This is a genomic window from Paludisphaera mucosa (assembly GCF_029589435.1).
In the GTDB taxonomy this organism is placed as follows: domain Bacteria; phylum Planctomycetota; class Planctomycetia; order Isosphaerales; family Isosphaeraceae; genus Paludisphaera; species Paludisphaera mucosa.
In genome coordinates this window covers 3,723,538-3,747,200 of sequence record NZ_JARRAG010000002.1, presented here as the reverse complement: position 1 = coordinate 3,747,200, position 23,663 = coordinate 3,723,538, and the positions used below count along the sequence as shown (strand labels likewise).

Below are 23,663 nucleotides of genomic sequence, written 5' to 3'. Positions count from 1 at the left end.
TTTTCGTATTGTCGGTGGCGCGGGCGAGCGTCGCTCGCATGTCGATGGAGGCTCCTCGCCGTTGATGGATTCCCGCGGCAAGTCCTTCGCCACGGCCGCGCCGGAGCGGTCGGCACGCGGAACCCACGCGTCGAAGAGCGTGAAGGAGCCCTCGCACGCCATCTCTTAAGACGCTCTCATTAAGATCATTAAGTGTATTTATGAACTAACAATACTACTATAAACAAGAGGCGCGGCGGCCCCATGAAGACTGAGGGATGCTTGAGAGAGGAGTTCGGGAAGATCGCGCGACGCGTCGCGGGGGGGGCAAGGTGCCGACGGGAGGGCGTGGGAACGGCGGGGGGGAAGGCGAGCGGGTTCGAAATGCGACGGGGCCCCTCCCACGTCTTCGTGGGAGGGGCCCCGCCTTTGGGGAACTGCGATCAGGCCTGGGCGGCTCAGTAGGCGTCGGAGCTGACGACTTCGCCGCCGCTCTTCGTGACCAGGGCGCGGAGGGTGACCACGCTGATGGAGTCGCGGAGGAAGCGGACCGAGCCGTCGCCCATCAGGACGTTGACGCCGCCCGGGTGGAACGAGAAGAGCTCGTCGTTGGCGCCGGCGTTGTTGCCGCCGGTGACGCCGGTCTGGGCCCACGCGGCCGTCTCATACATCGGCCGGAACTTGTTGTTGGGCTGGCCCGAGACGCCGTAGGCGCCGTCCGGCTCGGCCCAGCGCCAGTAGCGCCGCTTGTTGGTGGCGCCGCCCGCCGGGCCCTGCTCGCCGACGTAGTACGAGGCGGGGTACTGGATGGGGCCCTTGTACATGTCGCCCTCGTTGTAGGGGCTGATGAAGCGGGGGTCGCGGCCGGCGTCCTCGCCGATGGCGATGGTGTTGCTGGTGCCGTCGGTGATCTCGGCGATCGTCGTCTTGCCGGCCTTCAGGAGGCCGTCCGCACGGGTCGACTGGTCGCGGTACGGCGTGGCGCCGCCCGGGGTGACCACCGCGCCGGTGGGGCTGATGTCGGTGTAGCAGGTCGCGCCGTAGTCGGAGTAGCCGTAGCCCCGGCCGAAGGTCTTGCTGATCGTGTCGTTGGGGTCGACGCCGTCCTGGCCGCCGTCCGGCGAACGGTTGGCCGACGGGCAGAGGTAGGCCGACACGACGGTGGAGGCGCCGGTGAAGTTCATGCCGGTCGCTTCGTTGTATTCCTTGGCGTTGAAGTTGAGGGCGTTGAACGACGAGCCCCCCTCCATGAAGCTGAGGACGCGGGCCAGGCAGCTCCAGCCGCCGTCGGCGAACTGGGTGATCGGCACGGTCGAGGACGAGCCCACCGAGGCCGGGCTGTAGTTGGTCGACTCGCCCGAAGGCGGGAAGCAGCCGTTGCCGCTCTCGTAGTTGTGCATCGACAGCCCGATCTGCTTCAGGTTGTTGGTGCACTGGGCGCGGCGGGCCGCCTCGCGGGCCGACTGCACGGCCGGCAGCAAGAGGGCGATGAGCACGGCGATGATCGCGATGACCACCAGCAGCTCGATGAGCGTGAACGCGGATCGCGTCGAGGACTTCGAAGGCGCGGACATAAGGACGATTCTCCCGTAAGCGGCTGTTTGCTGATCGTTCGGATGATGCGAAGCGGAGGCGGGGAGCGAAACACGACCTGACGGCCGGGCTCGCGCGGAGTCGAGGCGTGGCGTTATTTTGCGAGGACGAACGGCTCGAGGGCGTTGTCCGTCGGCTTCACGACGGCGGTCAAGCCCGACGTCGTCTCGTCGCCGTACTTGGCGGGGTACGGGGCCAGGGGGGCCGCCTTGCGGCCGCCCTTCACCTGAGCGTCGCCCTTCGACGGGTCGCGCTCGATGCGGATCTTGTAGCTCCCCTCGGGGGCGCCGTCTCCGTAAGGGCTCTTGAGGACGAAAGCGCCCTCGGCGTCGACCGGCGCCGAGAATTGGAGGCCCTTCTCGGGCAGGACGAACACGACGACCCCCGAGGTGAGCGGCTTGCCGTCGTTCAATTTCACGGAGCCTTTGACCGGGTGGACGTCCAGCGGGGCGACGCCGTCGGAGCTCGAGCAACCCTGCATCACCGACAGCCAGCAGGCGGCCGCGGCGATGATCCAGGGGGCGACTCGCGAACGGGTCTCTTGCGGTTTCGACATCGGGGGTGCTCGAAGAGGCAGCGGACTGTCATCAATCCTTGCGAAGGTTAATATATCGAAATGCGGAGGCGACCCCGAGAAGAGGGGGCGAAAATCCTGTGGAGAATCGATGAAGTCCCCGAGTCCCCCATCGCGGGACGATGTCTCGCGGCCCAGGGTCTCGTCGAATGAGCGACGAGGTCGGCTTCAACGGGCCAGGCGGGCCTTCAGGTCGTCGAGGATCTCGGCGGTCTTCGAGGCGCCGAAGCGGTCGCAGTGCAGCTCGACGACCTCGATGGCCTGGTCGAGCGTCCGGACGCCGCCGGCGGCCTTGAGCTTCACGCGGGCGGGGGACGACTCCCGCATCAGGATCAGGTCCTCGCGGGTCGCGCCGCCGGTGCCGTAGCCGGTGGAGGTCTTGACGTAGTCGGCGCCGACCTCGCCGCAGATGCGGCAGAGGCGGACCTTCTGCTCGTCGTTCAGGTAGCAGTTCTCGAAGATCACCTTCACGATCGCGTCGCGCCCGTGGGCCGCCTCGACGACGGCCTCGATATCGGCGGCCACGGCGATCCAGTCGCCGCCCAGCACCTGGCCGATGTTGACGACCATGTCCAGCTCGGTCGCCCCGTCGTCGATCGCCTGCTTCGACTCGTACACCTTCACGCTCGTGGCGTGGCCGCCGTGCGGGAAGCCGATCGTGGTGCCGACCTCGACGCCCGTGCCGCGCAGCAGCCGCGAGGCCAGGCCGACGGCGAACGGCTTGATGCAGACGCTGGCGACCCCGTAGGCGGCGGCGACGCCGCATCCCGACTCCAACTCCTCCTCGGTGAGGGTCGGCTGGAGGAGCGAATGATCGATCCGCTTGGCGATCAGGTCGTACGTCAGTTCGAGTGCCATGGCTCGCGTGCTCCGGGATGCCGATTCCAGGGATCGATGAGGTCGCCCTCGCCGATTGTGTCCCCTCGGGCTCCGCGGGGCAAGGGCGAGCGGCGGCCCGCCGGCGGCCTCAGCGGCTGATGTGGGCGCTGGGGCCTTCGCCGGAGCGGGAGTCGGAATCCAGGCCGATGATCCGGCTCTTGGGGCGGCTGCGGTCGACGATCACCGGGTTGGCGTCGGTCGTCTCGGTGCCGCCGCGGTTGCCGGCCGCGTCGACGGCCTCGACCCGGACGTGGAACTTGGGCGGGAAGTTGGGCGGGACGGCCCAGACGAACTGGCCGGCGGCCTGCTGCCCCTGGGCCTGCTCGACGGGCACCCACGCGGCTCCCGGCTGGTCGGGTCGCCAGCAGATCGAGACCGGCTTCGGCGCGAGGTGGAGGTCCTCGGCGCGCCACGAGATGGCGACCTTGCCCGCGTGGACGCCCGTGCCGATCTCGGGGTTGTAGAGGTGGACGCGGGGCGGGGTCGAATCGACCTCGACCCAGGTCTGGGGCACGTCGTTCGGTGACGGGGGCTGGTCGCCCAGGCCCGAGCTGGACCGGGCGACGAGGCTGACGCCGTAGGTCCCCTCGCCGCCGAGGTCGACGTCGATCGGCGATGTCCGGTCGGGGTCTTCGCCGCGACGGATCCACGTCCGGCCGCCGTCGCGGGTCATCCACAGCTCGACGAGCGCCGCTCGGCCGCCCGGGCCGGGATCCTGGACTTCGTACTTGAGCCGGAACCGGGGGTTGCCGACCAGCATCGTCGCGGCCCCCGCCTCGCCGCCGGTCGCCGCAGGGCCGCCCCCGGGGCTCGCGCCGGCGACGCCGCCGCCGGAATTCGGGAAGGGATCGGGGAAGCCGGGAGGGCGAGCCGGCGCGGGATCGGCGCCGAGGTTCGACGCCGGCACCGGCGCCGGCGTGGGCGTCGCCGCGGTGCCGGTGGCGGCGTCCCAATTCGGGGCCGGCGGCGACGAGGAGAGGAGCGACTCGGAGCCGGCGCGGGCCTGCTTGGCGATCGGCCGCCGGCTCCCGCCGCCTCCCCAGCCGGCCGAACCGGAGCGGGGGGCCGGCGAGGTCGCCGGATCGTCCTCGACCGGCGTAAAGCTGGAATCGGCCTCGATGGGCGAACGGCCCCGTCGGAACGGCTCGACCGGCGGCGCCGAACCGGCCTCCGGGTCGAGCGTCGCCATGTCGGGCGGCGCGGAGGCCCCTTCGGGCAGGTCGACCTCGGTTTCGAACGGGTTGCCCGCCTTATCCACCACCGACCCCCGGACCCGGATCGATTCGACCGTGTTGGCGTTCCAGCTCTCCGTCCCCAGGAGGGCGGGTCGGCGGACCGGGATCCGCTTCCAATCCCGCGCGCCGGGGAGCTGGTATTCCAGGGTCAGCGACTTCAGTTCCAGATTCTCGTCCTTGGCCTCCCAGCGCACCTTCGCCACGCTGCCCTGTCGGCCGTTCGACTCCAGGACGAGCGTCGGCGGGACGGTGTCGACGATCACCCGCAGGGCGGGCTTGATCGTCTCTTCCGTGGCGGGAGAGGCCTGGCCGGTCATCGAGATCGTCCGCACGGCGAACCAGTACTCGCCGTCGCGGCGGGCCCGGAACGTGAAGACCTTCTGGTCGGGCGTCGTCTTGCTCACCGAGTACCAGTTGAACCCGGCGTCTTCCGACGCCCAGAGCTGCAACTCCTTGATACGACTGTAGTCCTTGCCGCCGAGGTCGAACGGGATCCGGAACGAGCGCTCCTTGTGGTAGATCGGCGGGATCGTCCCGTCGCCCGCCGCGAACGTCGTCGACCGCCATGGCGCGAGCAGTCCGAGGGCGAGGGCCCATGCCCCGATCGCCCTCGCCCTCCGCCCGCTTTTGGTCGCCGCTGACGTCACAGTCATCGTCCCCCGGCCCGATTTCCGCCGTCGCCGCGCGCCCTCGACGATATTCCGGGCGCACCGCTTATGCGGACCTTATCGACCCCTCGCGCCGGCCGGCTTGAAACGATTCGTCCGCCAGGGCCGATTACATCGATCGCGACGACGGCCCCGGAAGCCTGATTGCATGGTCTTCCCCCGGGCGTCCTCGCCCCGCTTCGAAAATTCCCCGCGAGAGCCCGATTCGTCGGCGAACATCCCGGGGCGCCTCGCATAGGATGGATGGACGCTTCGATCCAGTCAGGCCGGCGCGGGACCGGGATTCGCTTCGAGGGCGAGTGGCGCGGATCGGGGCGACATCACGTCGGGCGACGGATATCGAACGCCGCCGACCCCTTCCCAGCCGAACCCTCGCGTTGATGGAGACGTGCGATGGCCTGGTCACCCGCCCGCCGGAGCCGGTCGGTCCTGCTGCTGGCGCTCGCGACGATCTCGAACTTGAACTCCGGAACGGCGTCCGCGAGGGCCGATGGCCGTCGGGTCATCCAGGCGATCCTCGTCGTCGACGACAACTCGCAGCTCGCCGGCCTCGACCTGGATCTGGAGCACGTGAACGCGGCGCTCAGCCTCGGGCTGGGGGCCGACGACCAGCTCGTGGGCAAGGTCTTCCGGGGTCGGGAAGTCACGCCCCGGAATCTGCTCCTGTACATCGCGAGCCTGAAGGTCGACCCGAACGACACGCTCCTGTTCTATTACACGGGCCATGGCGCGACCCTCGACGATCAGGGCCACATGCTGGGCCTGATGGGAGCCCGCGGGCCCGACGGCCGCCCCGTTCCGCAGACGCTGCTGCGCTCCCAGCTGCGCGACGCCCTGACCGCCAAGGGCGCGCGTCTGACGGTGTTGCTGAGCGACTGCTGCGCGAACCTCCTGCCTGCCGCGCCCCCGCAGCCCCCGACGCCCGGCAACCCGGCCCCCGGCGCGCCGAGTGGGCCGACGGTCCTGCAAATGCTGATGTTCGAGCACCAGGGGCTCGTCGACCTGACCTCGTCGACCTACGACCCGGCCGCCCGCCGCGGCGAGGCGTCGATCACCACCGCGGAGACCGGCAGCTTCTTCACGGCCGTCCTCACGAGCCTCATCATGGCCCCGACCGACGAGCTGGACGTCGCGCCCAGGGACGGATTCGTGGAGTGGAAGGAGCTCTTCCCGCGCGTCCGCGAGGGGACCCGGGATTTCTATCGCGGCTTCCGCGAAAGCCGCCTGGCCGACGCCGCGGCCGGCCAGCCCGTCACCGACCCCGACACCCATCGGATCCTGCTGGCCCAGCCCGACCAGACCCCGTTCGCCTTCCAGCTCGCCTCGCGGCGCGACGCAAGGGCCGGGGGCGGGGTCGAGCTGTTCGCCGCCAACCTGGGGATTTCGTACCAGCTCATCCCCTTCCGCGACCACCTGGCGGCCCGGCTGACCCGCCCCGCCGCGCCCGGATCGCCGGCGTCTTCGGTCGGCTTCGAGCCCGGCGATCAGATCTTCACCCTCGACGGCGTACCGATCCGGGGCCCCGAAGACGTCGTCGGCCACGTCGACCGGACGACCGTCGACTTCATCAACACTCGAAACAACCAGCTCGGCTCGACCGTCTTGATGCTCCCCGCGAGCCGCCCCGCCGCGGCCGCCCCTTACGTCCTGGGAGTCCTCACCGTCCCCGTACCGCTCCAGGCGGCCGACGGGACCACCCGATACGGCCTCTATGTGGCGACGGTCAACCCCGGCGGCCCGGCGCAGCGGGCGGGCCTCGAAGCCGGCGACATCCTCCTGACCGCGAACGGCCGGCCGACGCAGAGCCACGCCGACCTGGCCGGGGCGATCGCCGGATCCCAGGGGCGACTTCGGCTCACCCTGCGCAACGTCCGCCCGCCGAACGCCGAGACGACGCTCGACGCCGTCCTCGCCCCGTCCTCGGCCGGCGCCGCGGCCCTCGAACCGGCCGCCCCGCAGTGATCGCGACCCGGTTCAGCGCCCGCGTTCCAGGTCGACGCCGTCCCACGCGCGGTCGCCGCTGACGGGGTTGGAGCGGGCGACGACTCCGCCGGGGAGTTCGACGCGGTACTCGGTGAAACGCGGATCGGGCGTGGGGTAATCGGTGCTGACGAACTGGGCGCCGCTCGCGAGCGCCCTGTCGCGCATGGCGGTCGAGCCGTCGCGGGCCTGGCGGGTGTCGGCGTCGGCCCGGGTGCGGACGAGGAAGCCGGCCTTCACCAGGCGCTGGATGTCGTCGAAGCGGCCGATCGGTTCGTTGATCTTGAACCAGGCCGCGGCCGGGTCGCCCTCGTCGACGCTGGCGAACATCAGCCGGCCGGCGAGCGCGGGGTGGCCCTTGAGGTACGTGTCGCGCTCGGCGCCGGTGTTGTCGAGCGCGAACATCACGCGGCCGCGGACGGCGTCGAGCTTGGGCCAGCCCCGCGCGCGGATCGCGTCCGGGAGCGACTTCGAATCGCCCCGGACGTCGTCGGGGGCGAGGATTTCGGGGCGCGGGAAGACCGAGTGGATCTCGGCCTCCAGTTCGGCGAGCCGGGCGGCGTCGAAGGGGATGAACTTGCCGCCGATCCGCACCTCCTCGGCCGTCTTCAACTCGACGAGGATGAGGATCGGCACGTGCTTCGGGTTCAGCCGCGACCACGAGCGGACCTGGCTGAGCGCGTCGACGAACGTCGGGGCGGTGGACTGGTAGTCGACCCCGGCGACGTGCAGGACCTTCATCCCCGGCTTGCGGAGCCGGCCGTCGAGGTCGGGCTCGGGACCGAGGTCCTTCCCCGTGAGCGCGGCCAGTTTGCGGATGGCGGGGTCGGCGTAGAGGCCGCCGTCGGGGTCGGCGAAGACGTCGAGCTCGATCTGGCGGATCTTGCGGGCCTCGAACTGCTCGGCCAGCGGCGGGTGCGAGTACTGGAGCGACTCGGCCCCCCGGGGGTTGGCGCGGGCGATGACCGCCAGCACGCCGGCCGGGGGCTCGACGTGATACGAGTTGTGCGAGCCGATCACCTGGACCTGGTTCAGCCGGACGTCGCCCAGGTCGTCGGCCCCGGCGAAGGCCGGCGTGGCGAGCAGGAGCAGGGCGGGGAGGATGCGGGGCGTCGTCATGGCGGGCGTCGTCCTCGGGGGGAGGGTGCGGGGTGTATCATGTCGGTCTTCCGTGCGATGATAAGGGGCGACGGGCGGCGGCGGCCAAGGAGAGCCGCCCCGAGACGTCGCGATTCACGGGACATTCATGGACGCCGAACCACGCAAGCCGGTCGACGACCCGCGCGTCTACCTGGCCGCCGAGCGGACCTATCTCGCCTGGGTGCGGACGTCGCTGGGCCTGATGGGATTCGGCTTCCTGATCGCCCGGTTCGGCTTCCTGCTCCGGGGCATGGAGTCGGCTGAGCCCTCGCCGGGCCGACATTCGCCGCTGGCCCCGGTGCTCGGCTCGGCGATCGTCGCCTTCGGCGTGGGCGTCTGCCTGACCGCGGCGCTCCGGCACCGGACCTACATCGAGTCCCTACGCGCCGGGGTCGCGAACCCGCAGCTGCACCTCCGCACGACCCTGGTCGTGGCCTCGGTCCTGGCGATCGCCGGGCTGGCCATGACGCTCTTGATCCTGACGTCCTGATCCTCCGACTAGAACTTGCGAGCGACGCCATGAACGCCCAGGAATTGTGGAAACGCTTCCAGACCTCGCTCTGCCAGGTCCCCGCCCTCGACGTCTCGCTCGACGTCAGCCGCATGGCCTTCGACGACGACTTCGTCGAACGCATGCGGCCCGCGCTCGACAAGGCGTTCGCCGCCATGGACGCCCTGGAGAAGGGGGCGATCGCCAACCCCGACGAGGACCGGATGGTCGGCCACTACTGGCTGCGCGCCCCCGAGCTGGCGCCCTCGGCCGAGATCACCGCCGAGATCAAGGACACCCTGGCCGCCATCGAGGCGTTCGCCGCCAAGGTCCACGCCGGCGCGATCAGGCCCGAGCGCAAGCCGAAGTTCACGCGGGTGCTGTCGATCGGCATCGGCGGCTCGGCGCTCGGCCCGGAGTTCCTCGCCGACGCCCTGGGCGACCCGACGACGGACAAGCTGCACGCCCATTTCATCGACAACACCGACCCCGACGGCATCGCCCGCGAGCTGGAACGGATCGGCGCCGCGCTCGACGAGACCCTGGTCGTCGTCATGAGCAAGTCGGGCGGCACCCCCGAGACCCGCAACGGCATGCTCGTCGTCGCCGAGGCCTTCCGCGCGGCGGGCCTCGACTTCGCGAAGCACGCCGCGGCCGTCACCGGGGCCGGGTCGAAGCTCGACCAGACCGTGACGAAGGAAGGCTGGCTGGCCCGGTTCCCGATGTGGGACTGGGTCGGCGGCCGGACCAGCGAGACCTCGGCCGTGGGACTCGTCCCGGGCCTGCTCCAGGGCCTCGACATGAAGGCCGTGCTCGCCGGCGCGGCCGCGATGGACGAGGCGACCCGCGTCCACGACGCCGCCAGGAACCCCGCCGCGCTGCTCGCCCTGACGTGGTACCTGGCGACCGACGGTCGGGGGTCGAAGGACATGGTCGTCCTGCCGTACAAGGACAGGCTGCTGCTCTTCAGCCGCTATCTCCAGCAGCTCGTGATGGAGTCGCTCGGCAAGCGGCTCGACCTCGACGGCAACCGCGTCGACCAGGGCATCAGCGTCTACGGCAACAAGGGATCCACGGATCAGCACGCCTACGTCCAGCAGCTCCGCGACGGCGTGAACAACTTCTTCGCGACCTTCATTCGCGTCCTGGAAGACGGCGGCGCCGGCGGGGAGGTCGAGCCCGGCGTCACCCCGGGCGACTACCTCCACGGCTTCCTGCTCGGCACCCGCGAGGCCCTCTTCGCCAACGACCGGAAGTCGGCGACCATCACCGTCCCGCGCGTCGACGCCCGGATCGTCGGCGCCCTGATCGCGCTCTTCGAGCGTACCGTCGGCTTCTATGCGACGCTCGTCGGCATCAACGCCTACCACCAGCCGGGCGTCGAGGCGGGCAAGAAGGCCGCCGCGAGCGTGCTCGCGCTGCAAGACCAGGCCCGCGCCGGGCTCTCCGCGACGCCCCAGACCGCCGACCAGATCGCCGCGGCCGTCGGCGCGCCCGAGTCGGCCGAGACCATCTACCTCGTCCTCGAACACCTCGCCGCCAACGGCCGCGCGACGATGACCCGCGGGTCGCACCCGGGCCTCACGACCTTCCAGGCCGTTTGAAGGCTTCCGCAGATCCGGCGCGACCGCGAAAATCGCCATGGCCGTGAGGTCTACGACCCCGGGCTTCGGTGATCGACCTTGGCGACTTCATCGGGAACTTGAGACAATTCCCCGATCCGTCCCCACCGTCCCGACCGCCTGACGAGCGAGCCGCCGCATGAGTTCCATCGTCGCCCTGCTGGAGAAGGCCCGGGAAGTCCTGGAGAATCGGGATCTCGTCGAGATCGATCGCGAACTCGAGGCGCTCGAATCGCTCCGGGCGCAGGTCGGCCGCAAGGGGGGGGCGATCCCGGCCGACCTGCTCGCCGGCCAGATCATGAGCGTCGTCCCCGCCGACGAGTGGCCGGTGCGGGCCGATGCGCTCGACGCGCTCCTGCGGCGGCTGGACTCGGCGCGGAAAGAAGAGTTGAGGATCAAGTCGAAGCCCGCCGGCGGCCGCGTCGTGGGCCTTTACGGGACGGGCCGCAAGGGGCCGAACGTCCGGCCCTATCACACGCTGATCCGCAGCGTCGACCCGATCGACGGCCGCTGCGACTGCCCCGACTTCCTCAAGAATTCGCTCGGCGTCTGCAAGCACGTCCTGGCCGTCCTGGAACATGTGCACGCGAAGCCCAAGCTTGTGGCCAGGGCGCTCAAGGAGCGCGCCGAGACGCCCCGCTCCGAGGGCCTCGCCTGGGATCCGATCCGCCCCCTGACCGGCCCCGGCGACTGGCTCGATCGGGTCGTTTACGAGAATACGGCGAAGCTCTCGAAGTACGCCCAGGGGAAGGCCGACGTCCGCTACCTGTTCCAGGAAGCCGGCGACGGCAAGGGGGTGCTCCGGTATGCGTTCCGCGACGCGCCCCAGCAGCGGCTCAACCTCGTCGAGACGCTCCTGAAGGTCGTCCCCGCCGGGCCCGATTCCCCTCGCTACGACCCGGCCCTGCTAGCCGTGCTCACGCGCGAGAAGGCCCGGCTCGACCGGGTGGTCCGCGACGCCGTCTGGCCCTCGGAGCTGAAGACGGCCTTCAAGGTGCTGTCGCGACCGCTCTACCCCTACCAGAAGGAGGGGGTGACGCGCTTCCTCCAGACCACGCGGATGCTCCTGGCCGACGACATGGGCCTCGGCAAGACGGCGCAGGCCATCGCCTGCTGCACGATCTTGATGCGGCTCGGGCGCATCAAACGCGGGTTGATCATCGCCCCGGCGAGCCTCAAGCCCCAGTGGGCCCGCGAGTGGGCGCAGTTCTCCGAGCTGCCCGTCCGGATCCTCGACGGTTCTCCTGCCGAGCGCGAGGCGATCTACGCCGAGACCGCCCAGGGCTTCCTGATCATCAACTACGAGCAGCTCCTGCGCGACCTGGACCTGGCGAAGGGGTGGGCCCCGGACCTGGTGGTGCTCGACGAGGCGCAGCGGATCAAGAACTGGCAGACGAAGACCGCGCTCTCGGTCAAGGGGCTCGACCCGCGCTACCGGCTGGTGCTCACCGGCACGCCGATGGAGAACCGCGTCGAGGAGCTGGCGTCGGTCGTCGAGTGGGTCGACGACGACGCGCTCGAGCCCAAGTGGCGGCTGCCGTCGATCCACGCGATCCGCGGCGACGGCCGCAAGGAGCTGCTCGGCGTCCGCAACCTGGAGACGCTCCGCGAGCGGCTGGCCCCGTGCATGCTCCGGCGCGTCCGCAGCGAGGTGCTCGACCAGCTGCCGCCGCGGACCGACGTCCGCGTCCCCGTCGAGATGACCGAGGCCCAGGCCGAGGAGCACGACGCGCTCAACGCCCCGATCGCCCGGCTCCTGAGCATCGCCGCGAAGCGCGGGCTCAAGCAGCCCGAGTTCCTCCGCCTGATGAGCCTGATGACGGCCCAGCGGATCATCTCCAACGGCCTGGCGCAGCTCCAGTTCGAGGAGGTCTGGCCGTCGATCCGGGGCCGCAAGCCCGACCCGGCGCTGATCCAGAGCCTGTCGGCGCCCAAGCTGATCGAGCTGCGGCAGCTCGTGCGGCAACTGGTGCTCGACCAGGGCCGCAAGGTGGTGGTCTTCAGCCAGTGGCGGCGGATGCTCCACCTGGCGCACTGGGCCGTGGGCGACATTTTGGCCGAGGCCGGCCTGCGCGCGGGCTACTTCACCGGGGCCGAGAACACGAAGCGCCGCACGCAGAACATCGTCGAGTTCCACGACGACCCCGCGTTCCGCATTCTCTTCGCGACCGACGCCGGCGGGGTGGGGCTGAACCTCCAGAAGGCGGCGAACAGCGTCGTGAACCTGGAGCTGCCCTGGAACCCGGCCGTGCTGGAGCAGCGGATCGGCCGGATCTACCGGCTGGGCCAGGAGTCGCCGATCGACGTCTACAACCTCGTCTCGGAGCAGGGGATCGAGTCGAGGATCGCCGATCTGGTGGGCTCGAAACAGGCGTTCTTCAAGGGCCTGTTCGACGGGTCGAGCGACGCCGTCCACTTCGACCAGTCGGGCTCGTTCCTGAGCCGGGCGCAGAAGCTCTACGAGGACGCGGTCGCCGACGACGCGCGGGGCGGAGACGGCGTCGAGGTCGAGGCGTTCGACCCGTCCGACCTGGAGGTCGCCGACGACGCGCCCGACCCGTTCGACGAGCTGGTCGAGCCCGGCGACGACGCCCTCGCGGGGGACGGGCCCGAGCCGACGGCCGAGGCGGTCGTCGAGCCCCGTCGGGCCGCCCCGCCGCTCGACGAGGGCGAGGTCCGGCGGCTCTTCTCGCAGCTCCGCATCCGTCGGGGCGACGCGGGCGGGGTCGTCATCGAGGCCCCGGCCGAGGCGGCGTCGACCCTCGGCGCCCTGTTCGAGGGCATGGCCGCGATGCTGCGGGCGGCGGCCGACGAGTCGCCTTGAGAGGGCGGCGGGCGCTTGCGGCGGCCCGGCGCGCGCGGCATCCTGATATCCAAAGACATCCGGCCTCGACGCAGGCCGTCCTCCCTCCGCATCCCAGGAGCCGTGCGCCCATGAAACGTCGTGACTTTCTGACCCGATCCGCCCTCGTCGGGGCTTCCGGGAGCTTCCTCGGCGGCGGCGCGCCGGCGATCGCGCGGGCGTCCGAAGAGTCGCCGAACTCGAAGGTCCGCTTCGCCTGCATCGGCGTCGGCGGCAAGGGCGACAGCGACACCAACGACGCCGGCCGTCACGGCGAGATCGTGGCCCTCTGCGACATCGACGAGAAGACGCTCGACAAGATGGGGGCGAAGTACCCCAACGCCAAGAAGTACGTCGACTACCGCAAGATGCTGGAGGAGCAGGGCGACAAGATCGACGCCGTCACCGTCAGCACGCCCGACCACTCGCACGCCCCGGCCGCCGTCATGGCCATGCGGCTGGGCAAGCACGCCTTCGTCCAGAAGCCCCTGACCTGGTCGATCGAGGAGGCCCGGCTGCTCCGCACCCTGGCCGCCGAGAAGAAGCTCTGCACCCAGATGGGCAACCAGGGGACCGCCGAGAACGGCCTTCGCGAGGGCGCCGACCTGCTCCGCGGCGGGGCCATCGGCCGCGTCAAGGAGATCCACGTCTGGACCAACCGGCCCGTGTGGCCGCAGGGCATCGCCGGGTTCAAGAACTATCCCGGCATCCCCAACCACGTCAACTGGTACGAGTTCCTGGGCCCCGCCCACGACCGCCCCTACCACGACGGCTACCACCCGTTCAACTGGCGCGGCTGGCTCGACTTCGGCACCGGCGCCCTGGGCGACATGGCCTGCCACACCATCAACGTCGCCGCCAAGGGCCTCGACCTCTTCGACCCGCTCGGCGCCGAGATCGTCGACACCTCGGGCATCGTCGACAACCAGACGTACCCCACCTGGTCGATCATCAAGACCTACTTCGGCGAGCGCGAGGGCCGCGCCCCGCTGAGCCTCACCTGGTACGACGGCGGCAACAACCTGCCCAACGAGAAGCGCGCCTACAAGGCCCTCCTCAACGGCGAGGACCCGACCGGCAGCGGCCTGTTGATCGTCGGCGAGAAGGGCTCGTTCTTCTCCAAGAACGACTACGGCGCGGAGTACACGCTCCTGCCGCGCGACCAGTACGGCAAGGACTACAAGAAGCCCGAGCCCCACTACACGAAGTCGCCGGGCCACTTCAAGGAGTTCGTCGAGGCCATCCAGTCCAACGACCCCAAGAAGGCCCACTCGAACTTCGACTACGCCGGCCGGCTCACCGAGACCGTCCTGCTCGGCGTCGTCGCCCTCAAGGTCGGCTCCCGCATCGAGTGGGACGCCGAGGCCATGAAGGTCAAGAACCACCCCGACGCCGACCAGTTCATCCGCCGCGACTACCGCAAGGGCTTCTCGATCCACGCCTGAGCCGCCCCGACGCCATGCAGTCCCCCGAAGGCCGCCCGCGCCCCGCGCCGGCGGCCTTCGGCGTTTCCAGTAGGATGGGCGCCGCCCACCTCTTCAAATGATCGGAAGGTGGGCGTTGCCACCCCACTCGGACCTGAGGGCGAAGAAAAGACGCCAGTCGTCCGTATACACCTGGTTAGGAGCTTGCCATGTGGCCGACGCACTACCGCGAATTCGTAGAGCAAAACGGCATCGCCGGCTCTGAGGTCAAGTCTTGTAGGGTGGGCACCGCCCACCTCATCAGAGGATCGGAAGGTGGGCGGTGCCCACCCTGCAAGGTCTTGGCCCAGGAGACGAGGTCGACTGTCACTAGGTACAATAGCCTGACAATGGCGATCGATGAAGCGATAATATATAGTTGTAAATTTATGTAATGAATTCTAGTTGGATCGAGATCGTGGAGGCTCGGGGTGTTCGAAGCGCTCTGGTGGCGATACTGGGCATGCCCTCGAACGGCCGAGTCAGCCGCGCATGACTTCCTGAGCGCTCGCAACCCGCAACGAGTGCGCACCGTCCTCGCCGGCCGTGATTCGTGGCACGATTTTTACGTCACAGACTTCAAGCGGCGGATCGCGGTCACCTACGGCTTGGCCAGCAGCTTCAATGTCCAGACTTCCGGGGTGTGGTCCCCCGGCTGGAATCGATGGCTCCTCGTCGACGCTGGCCCCGAGCCAGAGATAGCAGCCGAACACATCCTCGGACGTGCCTGCGAATTGGCGAAACTTCATGAGATACCGTCGCCAGGCGATATCTCAGACTGAGCACCCGCCCCAGCCTTGTAGGATTGGAACCGCCTACGTCATCATATGATTGAAAAATTGGGCAGTGCCCACCCTGCCAGGCTCGGCGTTTTCCGAGGCGTCGATCGAAACGACGCCTCCCCCCGGGCCCGCGAGGGAAGGGGGGAGGCGTCGGGGAGTGCGTTCGAGCTTCAGGGACCGTCTCTCAACGGCCGAGGCCCAGCTCGGGCATCATGGCGACGACGCCCTCGCGGCGGATCAGCTCCAGGCGGCCGAGGGCCGTCCGGACGGCGTCGGCGCGGGCGGGGTCGAGGGCCTTCAGGATCGGCGCGGCCTGTTCGAGGAGGATCGAGGACGGCACGGCCGAGCGGACGAGGCCCTTGCGGTCGTCGTCGCCCGAGGACTGCTCGACGATCTCTTCGAGGATCGACTTGGCGCGGGGGATCGTGCGGACGTCGTAGTCGGCGATCTTGGCGGCCTCGGCGGCGTGCGCGACCGCGTCGTGGAAGCCGCCGAGCTTGTCGACCAGGCCCAGTTCGATCGCCTGCTTGCCGGTGTAGACGCGGCCGCCGGCGAGGTCGTCGATCGGCTTCTTGAGCTTGCCGCCGCGGATGGCGACGACGTGGCCCTTGAAGACGCCGTAGATCTCGTCCATGTAGCTCTGCATCTTGAGGCGTTCGGCCGGCGTGAAGAGGTCGCCCGAGGCGAGCATGCCGGCGTTCTGGCCGCGTCGGTAGGCCTTGAACGCGACGCCGAGCTTCTCGTAGAGGCCGCCGACCGCCATCTTGCCGCTGACGACGCCGATGGAGCCGGTGATGGTGGCCTCGTCGGCGAAGACGGCGTCGGACGCGCAGGCGACGTAGTAGCCGCCGCTGCCGGCGACGTCGCCCATCGAGACGACGAGCGGCTTCTTCGCCTTCACGCGGCGAGTGGCGTCGAGGATGATCTCGCTGGCCAGCGCCGAGCCGCCCGGCGAGTCGACGCGGAGGACGACGGCCTTGATCGAGTCGTCGTTGGCCGCGTCGTCGAGGGCCCGGCGGATGGTCGTCGAGGCGGCCTCGCCGTCCTGGAAGGCGGACATCCCGGCCGACTTGTCGACCACGATCGGGCCGTCGACGTAGACGACCCCCACGGCCGGCTTCTTCTTGTCGACCTTCGAGGCCGCCATCACGTCGCCGAAGAACTTGAAGATCCCGAACGGCGTCGAGGCGTCGAGCTTGGGCTCCTCCTTCTTGCCGTACTTGCGGTCGAGGACCACGTCGGCGCCGTAGGTCTTCTTGAGGTGCGCCTCAAGCTCCTGGCGGTGCTCGACGGCGTCGAGGACGCCCAGCGATTTGGCCTTCTCGGCGGTGTGCGGGCCGCTGTCGATCCAGGCCTTGACCAGCTCGGGGCTGACCTTGCGGCCGGCGGCGATCCGGGCGACCATCGTGTCGAACAGGCTGTCGAGCAGCCAGTTCTGCATCGACTCGGCCTCCTTGCTGGGGCCGTCGCGCATGAACATCTCGGCGGCGCTCTTGTAGTCGCCGCAGGTGAGGAAGTCGGGCTTCACGCCGATCTTCTCCAGCATGTGGCGGAGGTAGGGCGCCTCGCCGTAGATGCCGGTGATCCAGAGGTCGGCGGTGGGGACGACGCTGAGCCGCGAGGCCCCGCTGAGCAGCACATACTGGCCCAGGCTGCCGACGTTGTCGGCGTGGCCGATCACCTCCTTGCCCGCCGCCTTGACCCGCTCGAACGCCTGCCGCAGCTCGCTGACCTGCGCGGGGCCGATGGTCGGGCTCTCCAGGATCACGACGACCGCCTTGACGGCCGGATCCTTCGCCGCCTTGTCGAGTCGCTCGACGAGCGTCCAGAGGGGCGTCGACGACTCGCCGCCGAAGTTGAAGACGTCGTCGGTGGGCGTCTCCTTGATCGCGCCCGAGAGCCGGAAGACGGCGATGCGGGGCTTGGGCGGCTCGGGCTTCTTCTCGGGCTCGGCCTTCTTGGCCTCGGCCTCCGGGGGCTTCTCCTGCGCCCGCGCCGGCCGACCGCCCCAGGCGCCCGCCGCGATCGCCGCGGCCAGGGTGAGGTGGAACCAACTTCGTCTGCTCGTCATGGGGACCATCCTCGAAGGTTCGCGTCCATTCTCGTTCCTATTTCGACACCGACCGGGCCGCGGACGCGTCGCGGGAAAGGTCGGTCGGGTATTCGTCGAGCCCGGCCGATTCTTGGCCGGCCCGCCGCGCCCATGGTAGACCGCGTGGGCTGCGCAAGGCAATCGGGCCAGCCTGAAGGCCAGTCTCTGCGGGGCCGCGACGGCCTCACCATCCGGATTGGAAGGCCCAGGTCACCACGAATTCGAGGACGATCACCCCGATCCAGGCCGCGCCCAGAACCCGGCCGAGACGATCGATCCAGCTTCGCTCGGGCCGCCAGCGACCGCTGAGGGCCGTCGCCAGCCAGGCCCCGACGACCGCGTAGTCGCACGCGTGCGATTCCGTGATGCTCGCGTAATACGTCCAGCCGTCGAAGCCCGAGGTCCCCATGAAGTTGAACCCGACGGGAAGGCTATGCAGCAGGCCGATCACAAGGGCCGTCGCGGCCGCCGCGCACGCGATCAGCCCCGGTTGCCTGACGAGTCGCCGGAAGGTCGGCCGCGGCCGACGGAACCGCAGGAGGATCGCCGCCAGCGTCAGCGCCGCGACCATCGGAAAGGCCGCCGCGAACCCATCGTAGAGATAGGCGAACGTCCTGTGGACGGGCGGGCGGGACGGCATCCGCGAGAACATGTGGGCGACGAACGCCGCCGGCGTTCGCGCGAGGGCCAGCCCGATCGCCGCCGCGGCGACGAGGATCATCGCGTCGGACAGGCCGAACGGACGCCGGGTGCAAGGCGTGATCGCGGGCGAAACGCCGATCGGGTCATCCATCGCTCGGACCGCCAAGTGGTTTCGGAAGTCACCCTCCAACCAACGTCGTCGAGCTTACCATGACATCTGTCAGACGTCGATGCCCCGCCGGCGGCGGGGCGAGGAATCTGGCGAGGGCCCGTCGCGATCACCATCGCAGATACTCGATCCAGGGGGTCACGAGGTCCATCGCCACGGCGACGAGCCAGGCGACGCCCATCGTCCGGCCGAATCGGTCGATCCAGCCCCGTTCCGACCGCCAACGCCCGCTGAATGAAAGGGCCAGCCAGGCCCCGACGACCGAGTAGCCGCACGATCGCGCGACAAATACCCGGAGGTCGTACATCCAGGCGGGCAAGGTCCCCGATCCGATGGCCATGATCGTCGTCGGGGTGATCTGCACGAGGGTCATGGCGAGGGCGATGGTGGCCGCGACGCACGCCACCAGGCCCGGCTGTCGGACCAGCCGCCGCAACCTCGGCCGGGGATGCCGGAGCCGGACCACGACCGCCGCGACCGTGAGCGCCGCGACCACAGGGCCGATCACGGCCGACAAACGCATCAGCAGGTGGATCGCCCTGCCGCCCCACGGCCCGGCGCCCGGCCTCCAGGAGAGCATGGAGCCTCGGGCCGAGAGCGGGATCCGGGCGATCGCCAGCCCGAAGCCCGCCGCCGCGACGAGGATCATGACGTCGCCCAAACCGAACCGACGGCTGGGCTCCAAAGCGGCCGGGGCGGCTTCGTCGATCGGATCCACCATGGCTCGGCCTCCCTCATGACTTACGGAGGTCCCTGGGGCTGGGTGGATCCGAGTCTATTCGTACGGCCGCCTGCGGTCGAGGTTTTGCCCGCGACCCGATCGCCCGGGCCCCGCCCGTTGCTTCACTTCGGCGGCAGCGCGGGCTTCTCGGTCGGCAGGCCGCCGTCGATGTCGTAGTCGGGATCGAGGACGGTCCCGCTCTGGAAGCCGAGGTAGTCGACCTGCGACTTGAGCCACTCGCTCATCTTCTGCTCCTTCGCGTAGGCGAGGAGGCGGGCTTCGAGGTCCTTCACCACGTCCGGGCGCTCCGCCGCGAGGTTGTGCGTCTCGCCGGGGTCCTTCGCCACGTCGAACAGCTCGGTCTTCCCGGGGAGGGTGGCGACCTTGATGAGCTTCCAGTCGCCCTTGCGGATCGCGCCACGGAAGACCTCGACGTTGATCAGGATGTCTTCATGCGGCGAGGGCTTGCCCTCGGCGAGGGCGTCGGAGGCGTCGCGACCGTCGAAGGGTTTGGCCGGATCGCCCTTGGCCCCGGCGATCGCGAGCAGGGTCGGCATCAGGTCGACGTGGTGCAGCGGCGCGTCGACGACGGCGGGCTTGAGCCTGGCGGGCCAGTTGACGATCGCAGGCAGCCGCACGCCGCCCTCGTGGAGCGTCCCCTTGCCGCCGCGGAAGGGCGCGTTCGAGCACGGCGGCTTGGCGCCGATCTCGTGCTCGCGCTCCTCCCGCGAGCGTGCGCCGGTCGCGAACAGCGAGCTTGTGGCCCCGCCGTTGTCCGTTGTGAAGAAGATGACGGTGTTCTCCCGCATCCCCTTCTTGTCCAGCGCGGAGACGATCCGCCCGATCATGGCGTCCATGCTCGTGATCATCGCCGCGTAGGTCCGCTTCTGATCGTCCGGGAAGACGTCCTTGTACGCGTCGATCGCCTCGCGGGGGGCCTGATACGGCGCGTGGGCCGCCAGCGAGGCGACGTACAGGAAGAGGGGCTTGGCGGCGTCGTGATTCTCGATCAGGCCGACGGCCTCGGCGCCGATCAGGTCGGTGTAATAGCCTTCCTCGCGCAGGAACGTGCCGTTGCGCTGCCAGTCGATGACGCCGCCGCGCTCCTTCGTGAAGTAGTCGACCTCGCCGACGAGGTTGCCGTAGAAGTGGTCGAACCCGCGGTTCTGCGGCCAGTACTTTCGGTCGGCGTGGCCGAGGTGCCACTTGCCGACCATGGCCGTCTGGTAGCCGGCTTCCTTCAGCGCCTGGGGCAGCGTCGTCTCGTCGGTGGGCAGGCCGTACTTGTGGCTGGGGAAGATCACAAGCGTTTGCAGGCCTTGCCGCATCGGGTAACGGCCGGTCAGCAGGGCCGCTCGGGCGGGCGTGCAGAGCGGTAGACCGTAGTAGGATTCCAGCCGCACGCCCCCTTTGGCCAGGCCGTCGATGTTGGGGGTCCGGATCGGGCTGCCCCGGTAGCCGAGGTCGGCGTTGCCGAGGTCGTCGGCGAGAATCACGACGATGTTCGGCCGCTCCTCACACCGGGCGTCGGCGGCCGTGGCGAGGATCGCGGCGAGTCCCAGGATGAGCGTTCGCGTTCGGTCGGGTCGCATGACATCTCCGTCAGCGGGGATTTCGAGAAGGGGACCGTGCTCCGCAGCGAGCCTGAGGTCGCGACGCCGCGCCCGCCCCGACGAATGCGGGGCGGGCGAAGTCCCGCCGGCGGACGTCCCGGTCGCACGTAACCGGGGGCGGGCGCGGCGGCTGCGAAGATCACGATCGTTAATCTCACGCCGCCGCCGGCCGAGGGATGCGACTTCGTCGTCCGCTCCCCGTGACTTGCCGATGCCGGGACGGCCTGAGGTGACGGTTATGGTACGTCCTTGCGACCCTTCTCGTCTTCAGGCCCGTGGAAAAAGGCACGAACGTCCCCGCGTGATCCCTTCACTCGAACAGCCGCATCTGGTCGCCGTCCTTCGGCGGCTTGCGGAAGGCCGCGGCGGTGACGGGCCAGGGCTGGGTGTTGAGGTCGAGGCGGCGGCAGGAGGTCTTGAACATGCGGGCGATGATGTCGGCGATCGGGCCCTCGCCGCGCATCCGGTCGCCGAATCGCGAGTCGTAGAGCTTGCCGCCGTGCATCGAGCGGATGCGGTCGAGGATCTTGTCCTTGGCGTCGGGGTGGTGGCGTTCGAGCCATTCCGTGAACAGCGGGGCGACGGCCATCGGCAGCCGGACGGAGACGAAGCCGGCCGTCCTCGCCCCCGCCTTCGCGGCCGCTTCGAGGATCGCCGGCATCTCGTGGTCGGTCAGGCCCGGGATCACCGGGGCGACCATCACGCCCGTCGGCACGCCGGCCTCCGAGAGCGCGCGGATCGCCGCCAGCCGCCCCGCGGGCCGGCTCGTGCGGGGCTCCAGCTCGGCCGCCATCGCCGGGTTCAGGGTCGTGATCGAGACGAAGACCCCCGCCGCCCGATGCGCGGCCAGGCCCGAGAGCAGGTCGAGGTCGCGGACGACGAGCCGGTTCTTGGTCACGATCGTCACCGCCTGGCGATACTCGGCCATCACTTCCAGGCAGGCTCGCGTCAGGCGGAGCTTCCGCTCGATCGGCTGATAGGGGTCGGTCACGCCGCTCATCGCCAGGACCCGGGGCTTCCACCGCGGCGAGTCGAGCGCCGCCCGCAGGAGCGCGGGGGCGTCGCGCTTCACCAGGATCTTGGTCTCGAAATCCAGGCCCGCGGACATCCCGAGATACTCATGTGTGGGTCGGGCGTAGCAGTAGATGCATCCGTGTTCGCAGCCGCGATAGGGGTTGACGCTGGCGTCGAAGCCGACGTCGGGGCTGTCGTTCTCGGCGATGATCGACCGCGACTTGTCGTCGAGGAACTCGGTCTCGGGCCGGCGCAGGCCTTCCAGATACTCGGCGTCGTCCTGGACGTTTTCCAGCTCGACTTCGTGATGGACGCGGTCGAAGCGGTTCGGGGGGTTGAAGCCGGCCCCTCGGCCCTTCGGCGGGATGCGCTCGCCGCTCATGATCGTTCCACCTCGCGTTAGACCGACGCTCGATAATCCCTTCGAACCCGCGCCTTCCTCCCCCGGCGCGCCGAGTCTATCACGACTCTGAACGCGTGTACAGTTATATCGTTCCTAAAGGCGAGGCCGGCGGTGTCGACGGCGCCGAAGGTAGCGATGGGGCGGTTTCGGTCGACGGGAACGACGGCGGCCCCGGCGAGTCGCATGGCTCGCCGGGGCCGCAGGGTGTTTCGGGGATCGTCAGGGCGGATCGCGCGTCGCTCAGCGCTTCCGGGAGGAGGCTGGCTGGGTCTTCGCGCCCTCGCTGCGTTCGGCGTCGGCGACGGCCTCGTCCTCGGAGCGGGCGGCGGCCGCGGCGTCGGCGTTGATGGGGGGGAGTTCGTTGGCGTCCTTGAAGACGGTGCGCTGCTCCTCGCCGCAGCCGGCGAAGAGGATGATGGTGCAGAGGGCCAGGGCGGACAGGGTCAGCAAATTCAGTCGCGACATCGGGATTTCCTCCGGCTCGTGGCGGACTTGGTGGGGCTCAATATTCGTCCGAGCTGAGGACTTCCTGGTCGTCGATCACGGCGAGCTTGCGGAAGGTCGTGGGGTTCACCGAGTACTTGATGAACCGCACCGAGCCGTCGCCGAGCAGCGCGTTCAGGCCGCCGGGGTGGGGCCCGCCGAACTGACGCCGCCAGAGGGTGCTGCCGGTGTCGGGCTTGGGGGGCGACTGGCAGACGCCGTTGAGGGCCGGGGCCTGGTTGTCCGGGAGCGGGAAGAAGTGCCAGCGGATGCAGTCCTCGTCCCAGCCGCTGTTCATCCAGCGCTCGTTGTCGCCGCCGTCGGCGCCCACCGTCTTCACCGGCTGGCTCTTCTCGGCGAAGACGATCGAGTTCGAGGTGCCGTCCTTGAAGTCGGCCCAGTAGCGCTTGGCACCCTTGCCGGACCAGAGGATGGCGCCCTTGTAGCCGGCCTTGTTGCCGCGGTTGATCTCGCCGTTCGACGCGGCGCGGATGCCGTAGGCCGGGCTGATGCCGTTGGGCGCGCCGGGGATGAACGTCTTGCCGTCGCAGCCGAAGTACTCCCCCTCCATGAACCCCGCGCAGCCGGCGTAGTCGCAGCGCGACGTCATCGCGGTCGGGTCGCTGCCGTAACGCTCGTTCGTGCGCCGGGTGGGGCAGTAGAAGCCGGCGACGGCGATGGTGGAGATCAGGATCTCGTTGTTGGCGACGAGGTCGCGACCGGTGTGGACGGCCGGCTTGTCGAAGTTGGCCAGGTTGAAGAGGGCCTGCTGCTCCATGTAGGGCAGGATCTTGAAGAACTGGTTCCAGCCCTTGGGCGAAGCGGCGTTGCAGCAGACGTCCTGGCCGTCGTAGTTGCGGCCGGCGTTGTCGACGGCCCCGCCGGTGGTGACGGCGTTGGGGTCGCCGTCGTACGGCCCCTGAGGCAGGTGGCCGTTGGAATTCTCGAAGTTGGCGACTCCCAGACCCATCTGCTTCAGGTTGTTCGTGCACTGGGTGCGGCGGGCGGCTTCGCGGGCGGATTGGACGGCGGGGAGGAGGAGGGCGATCAGCACGGCGATGATCGCGATGACGACGAGCAGCTCGATGAGGGTGAACCCCGAGCGCATCGTCCCGGAGGGGCGGGGCGAGGACACGATAGCAAATCTCCCAAATCAGGGCCCCGCCGCCGTCTCCACGCGGAATCGGCGGCGGGGCTTGCGAAGGCGTCGAGTCGACGAGGGAGATTCTAACTCGTTGATATGAAGATCCGGCGACGGTCGCGTGAAATCACCGAAGCA

General features: G+C 69.5%; 18 protein-coding genes. 5 read left to right on the top strand and 13 right to left on the bottom strand.

Translation table 11 applies throughout. The features are described 5' to 3' along the window. Window positions 1-437: 437 nt before the first annotated feature. The 4 genes from PZE19_RS24165 to PZE19_RS24150 all read right to left on the bottom strand — a co-directional run bounded on the left by PZE19_RS24165 (window position 438) and on the right by PZE19_RS24150 (window position 4,913). Window positions 438-1,553, bottom strand: a complete 1,116-nt coding sequence (locus tag PZE19_RS24165) for a DUF1559 family PulG-like putative transporter (protein ID WP_277863170.1) — start codon at window positions 1,551-1,553, stop codon at window positions 438-440. A 113-nt stretch (window positions 1,554-1,666) separates the two neighbouring features. Beyond that, the gene (locus PZE19_RS24160) at window positions 1,667-2,128 is read right to left on the bottom strand and encodes a peptidase associated/transthyretin-like domain-containing protein (protein WP_277863169.1); all 462 of its coding nucleotides are present in this window, start codon (window positions 2,126-2,128) and stop codon (window positions 1,667-1,669) included. A gap of 186 nt (window positions 2,129-2,314) precedes the next feature. Continuing rightward, a complete protein-coding gene (gene deoC, locus PZE19_RS24155; RefSeq protein WP_277863168.1) occupies window positions 2,315-3,004 on the bottom strand; it encodes a deoxyribose-phosphate aldolase in 690 nt (229 codons plus the stop codon). Window positions 3,005-3,113: 109 nt separating this feature from the next. Further along, on the bottom strand, window positions 3,114-4,913 hold the full coding sequence (locus PZE19_RS24150; RefSeq protein WP_277863167.1) for a hypothetical protein: 1,800 nt from the start codon (window positions 4,911-4,913) through the stop codon (window positions 3,114-3,116). A 408-nt stretch (window positions 4,914-5,321) separates the two neighbouring features. On the opposite strand from PZE19_RS24150, the gene PZE19_RS24145 reads away from it, so the two are divergent. After that, window positions 5,322-6,890 (top strand): PDZ domain-containing protein, encoded by a 1,569-nt coding sequence (locus PZE19_RS24145; RefSeq protein WP_277863166.1) that lies wholly within the window; start codon window positions 5,322-5,324, stop codon window positions 6,888-6,890. Window positions 6,891-6,902: 12 nt separating this feature from the next. Here the strand turns inward: PZE19_RS24145 and PZE19_RS24140 are convergent, their stop codons facing one another. After that, the gene (locus PZE19_RS24140; RefSeq protein WP_277863165.1) at window positions 6,903-8,027 is read right to left on the bottom strand and encodes a phosphatidylinositol-specific phospholipase C1-like protein; all 1,125 of its coding nucleotides are present in this window, start codon (window positions 8,025-8,027) and stop codon (window positions 6,903-6,905) included. 127 nt (window positions 8,028-8,154) lie between these two features. Between PZE19_RS24140 and PZE19_RS24135 the strand changes: the two genes are divergently transcribed. From PZE19_RS24135 to PZE19_RS24120, 4 genes are all read left to right on the top strand, one after another. Further along, complete coding sequence (locus PZE19_RS24135) at window positions 8,155-8,538, top strand: YidH family protein (RefSeq protein ID WP_277863164.1); 384 nt, start codon at window positions 8,155-8,157, stop codon at window positions 8,536-8,538. Between the two features lie 29 nt (window positions 8,539-8,567). Next, window positions 8,568-10,142 (top strand): glucose-6-phosphate isomerase, encoded by a 1,575-nt coding sequence (locus tag PZE19_RS24130; protein ID WP_277863163.1) that lies wholly within the window; start codon window positions 8,568-8,570, stop codon window positions 10,140-10,142. A gap of 157 nt (window positions 10,143-10,299) precedes the next feature. After that, window positions 10,300-12,984, top strand: coding sequence for an SNF2-related protein (locus tag PZE19_RS24125; protein WP_277863162.1), 2,685 nt, complete (start codon window positions 10,300-10,302; stop codon window positions 12,982-12,984). A 110-nt stretch (window positions 12,985-13,094) separates the two neighbouring features. Next, on the top strand, window positions 13,095-14,447 hold the full coding sequence (locus tag PZE19_RS24120) for a Gfo/Idh/MocA family protein (RefSeq protein ID WP_277863161.1): 1,353 nt from the start codon (window positions 13,095-13,097) through the stop codon (window positions 14,445-14,447). A gap of 500 nt (window positions 14,448-14,947) precedes the next feature. Here PZE19_RS24120 and PZE19_RS24115 read toward each other — a convergent pair whose 3' ends face one another. From PZE19_RS24115 to PZE19_RS24080, 8 genes are all read right to left on the bottom strand, one after another. Then, window positions 14,948-15,214, bottom strand: a complete 267-nt coding sequence (locus PZE19_RS24115) for a hypothetical protein (protein ID WP_277863160.1) — start codon at window positions 15,212-15,214, stop codon at window positions 14,948-14,950. Between the two features lie 217 nt (window positions 15,215-15,431). Then, window positions 15,432-17,318, bottom strand: a complete 1,887-nt coding sequence (sppA, locus tag PZE19_RS24110) for a signal peptide peptidase SppA (protein WP_277863159.1) — start codon at window positions 17,316-17,318, stop codon at window positions 15,432-15,434. A 205-nt stretch (window positions 17,319-17,523) separates the two neighbouring features. After that, window positions 17,524-18,132 carry a hypothetical protein gene (locus PZE19_RS24105; protein WP_277863158.1) on the bottom strand — a complete coding sequence of 203 codons (609 nt, stop codon included), beginning with the start codon at window positions 18,130-18,132 and terminating at the stop codon, window positions 17,524-17,526. Between the two features lie 127 nt (window positions 18,133-18,259). Then, window positions 18,260-18,871 (bottom strand): hypothetical protein, encoded by a 612-nt coding sequence (locus tag PZE19_RS24100; RefSeq protein ID WP_277863157.1) that lies wholly within the window; start codon window positions 18,869-18,871, stop codon window positions 18,260-18,262. 122 nt (window positions 18,872-18,993) lie between these two features. Beyond that, a complete protein-coding gene (locus PZE19_RS24095; RefSeq protein ID WP_277863156.1) occupies window positions 18,994-20,463 on the bottom strand; it encodes an arylsulfatase B in 1,470 nt (489 codons plus the stop codon). Between the two features lie 331 nt (window positions 20,464-20,794). Next, complete coding sequence (locus PZE19_RS24090; RefSeq protein ID WP_277863155.1) at window positions 20,795-21,880, bottom strand: PA0069 family radical SAM protein; 1,086 nt, start codon at window positions 21,878-21,880, stop codon at window positions 20,795-20,797. Window positions 21,881-22,141: 261 nt separating this feature from the next. After that, window positions 22,142-22,366: a hypothetical protein gene (locus PZE19_RS24085; RefSeq protein ID WP_277863154.1), complete on the bottom strand. Its 225-nt coding sequence runs from the start codon at window positions 22,364-22,366 to the stop codon at window positions 22,142-22,144. 37 nt (window positions 22,367-22,403) lie between these two features. Further along, window positions 22,404-23,519 carry a DUF1559 family PulG-like putative transporter gene (locus PZE19_RS24080; RefSeq protein WP_277863153.1) on the bottom strand — a complete coding sequence of 372 codons (1,116 nt, stop codon included), beginning with the start codon at window positions 23,517-23,519 and terminating at the stop codon, window positions 22,404-22,406. Window positions 23,520-23,663: the final 144 nt, after the last annotated feature.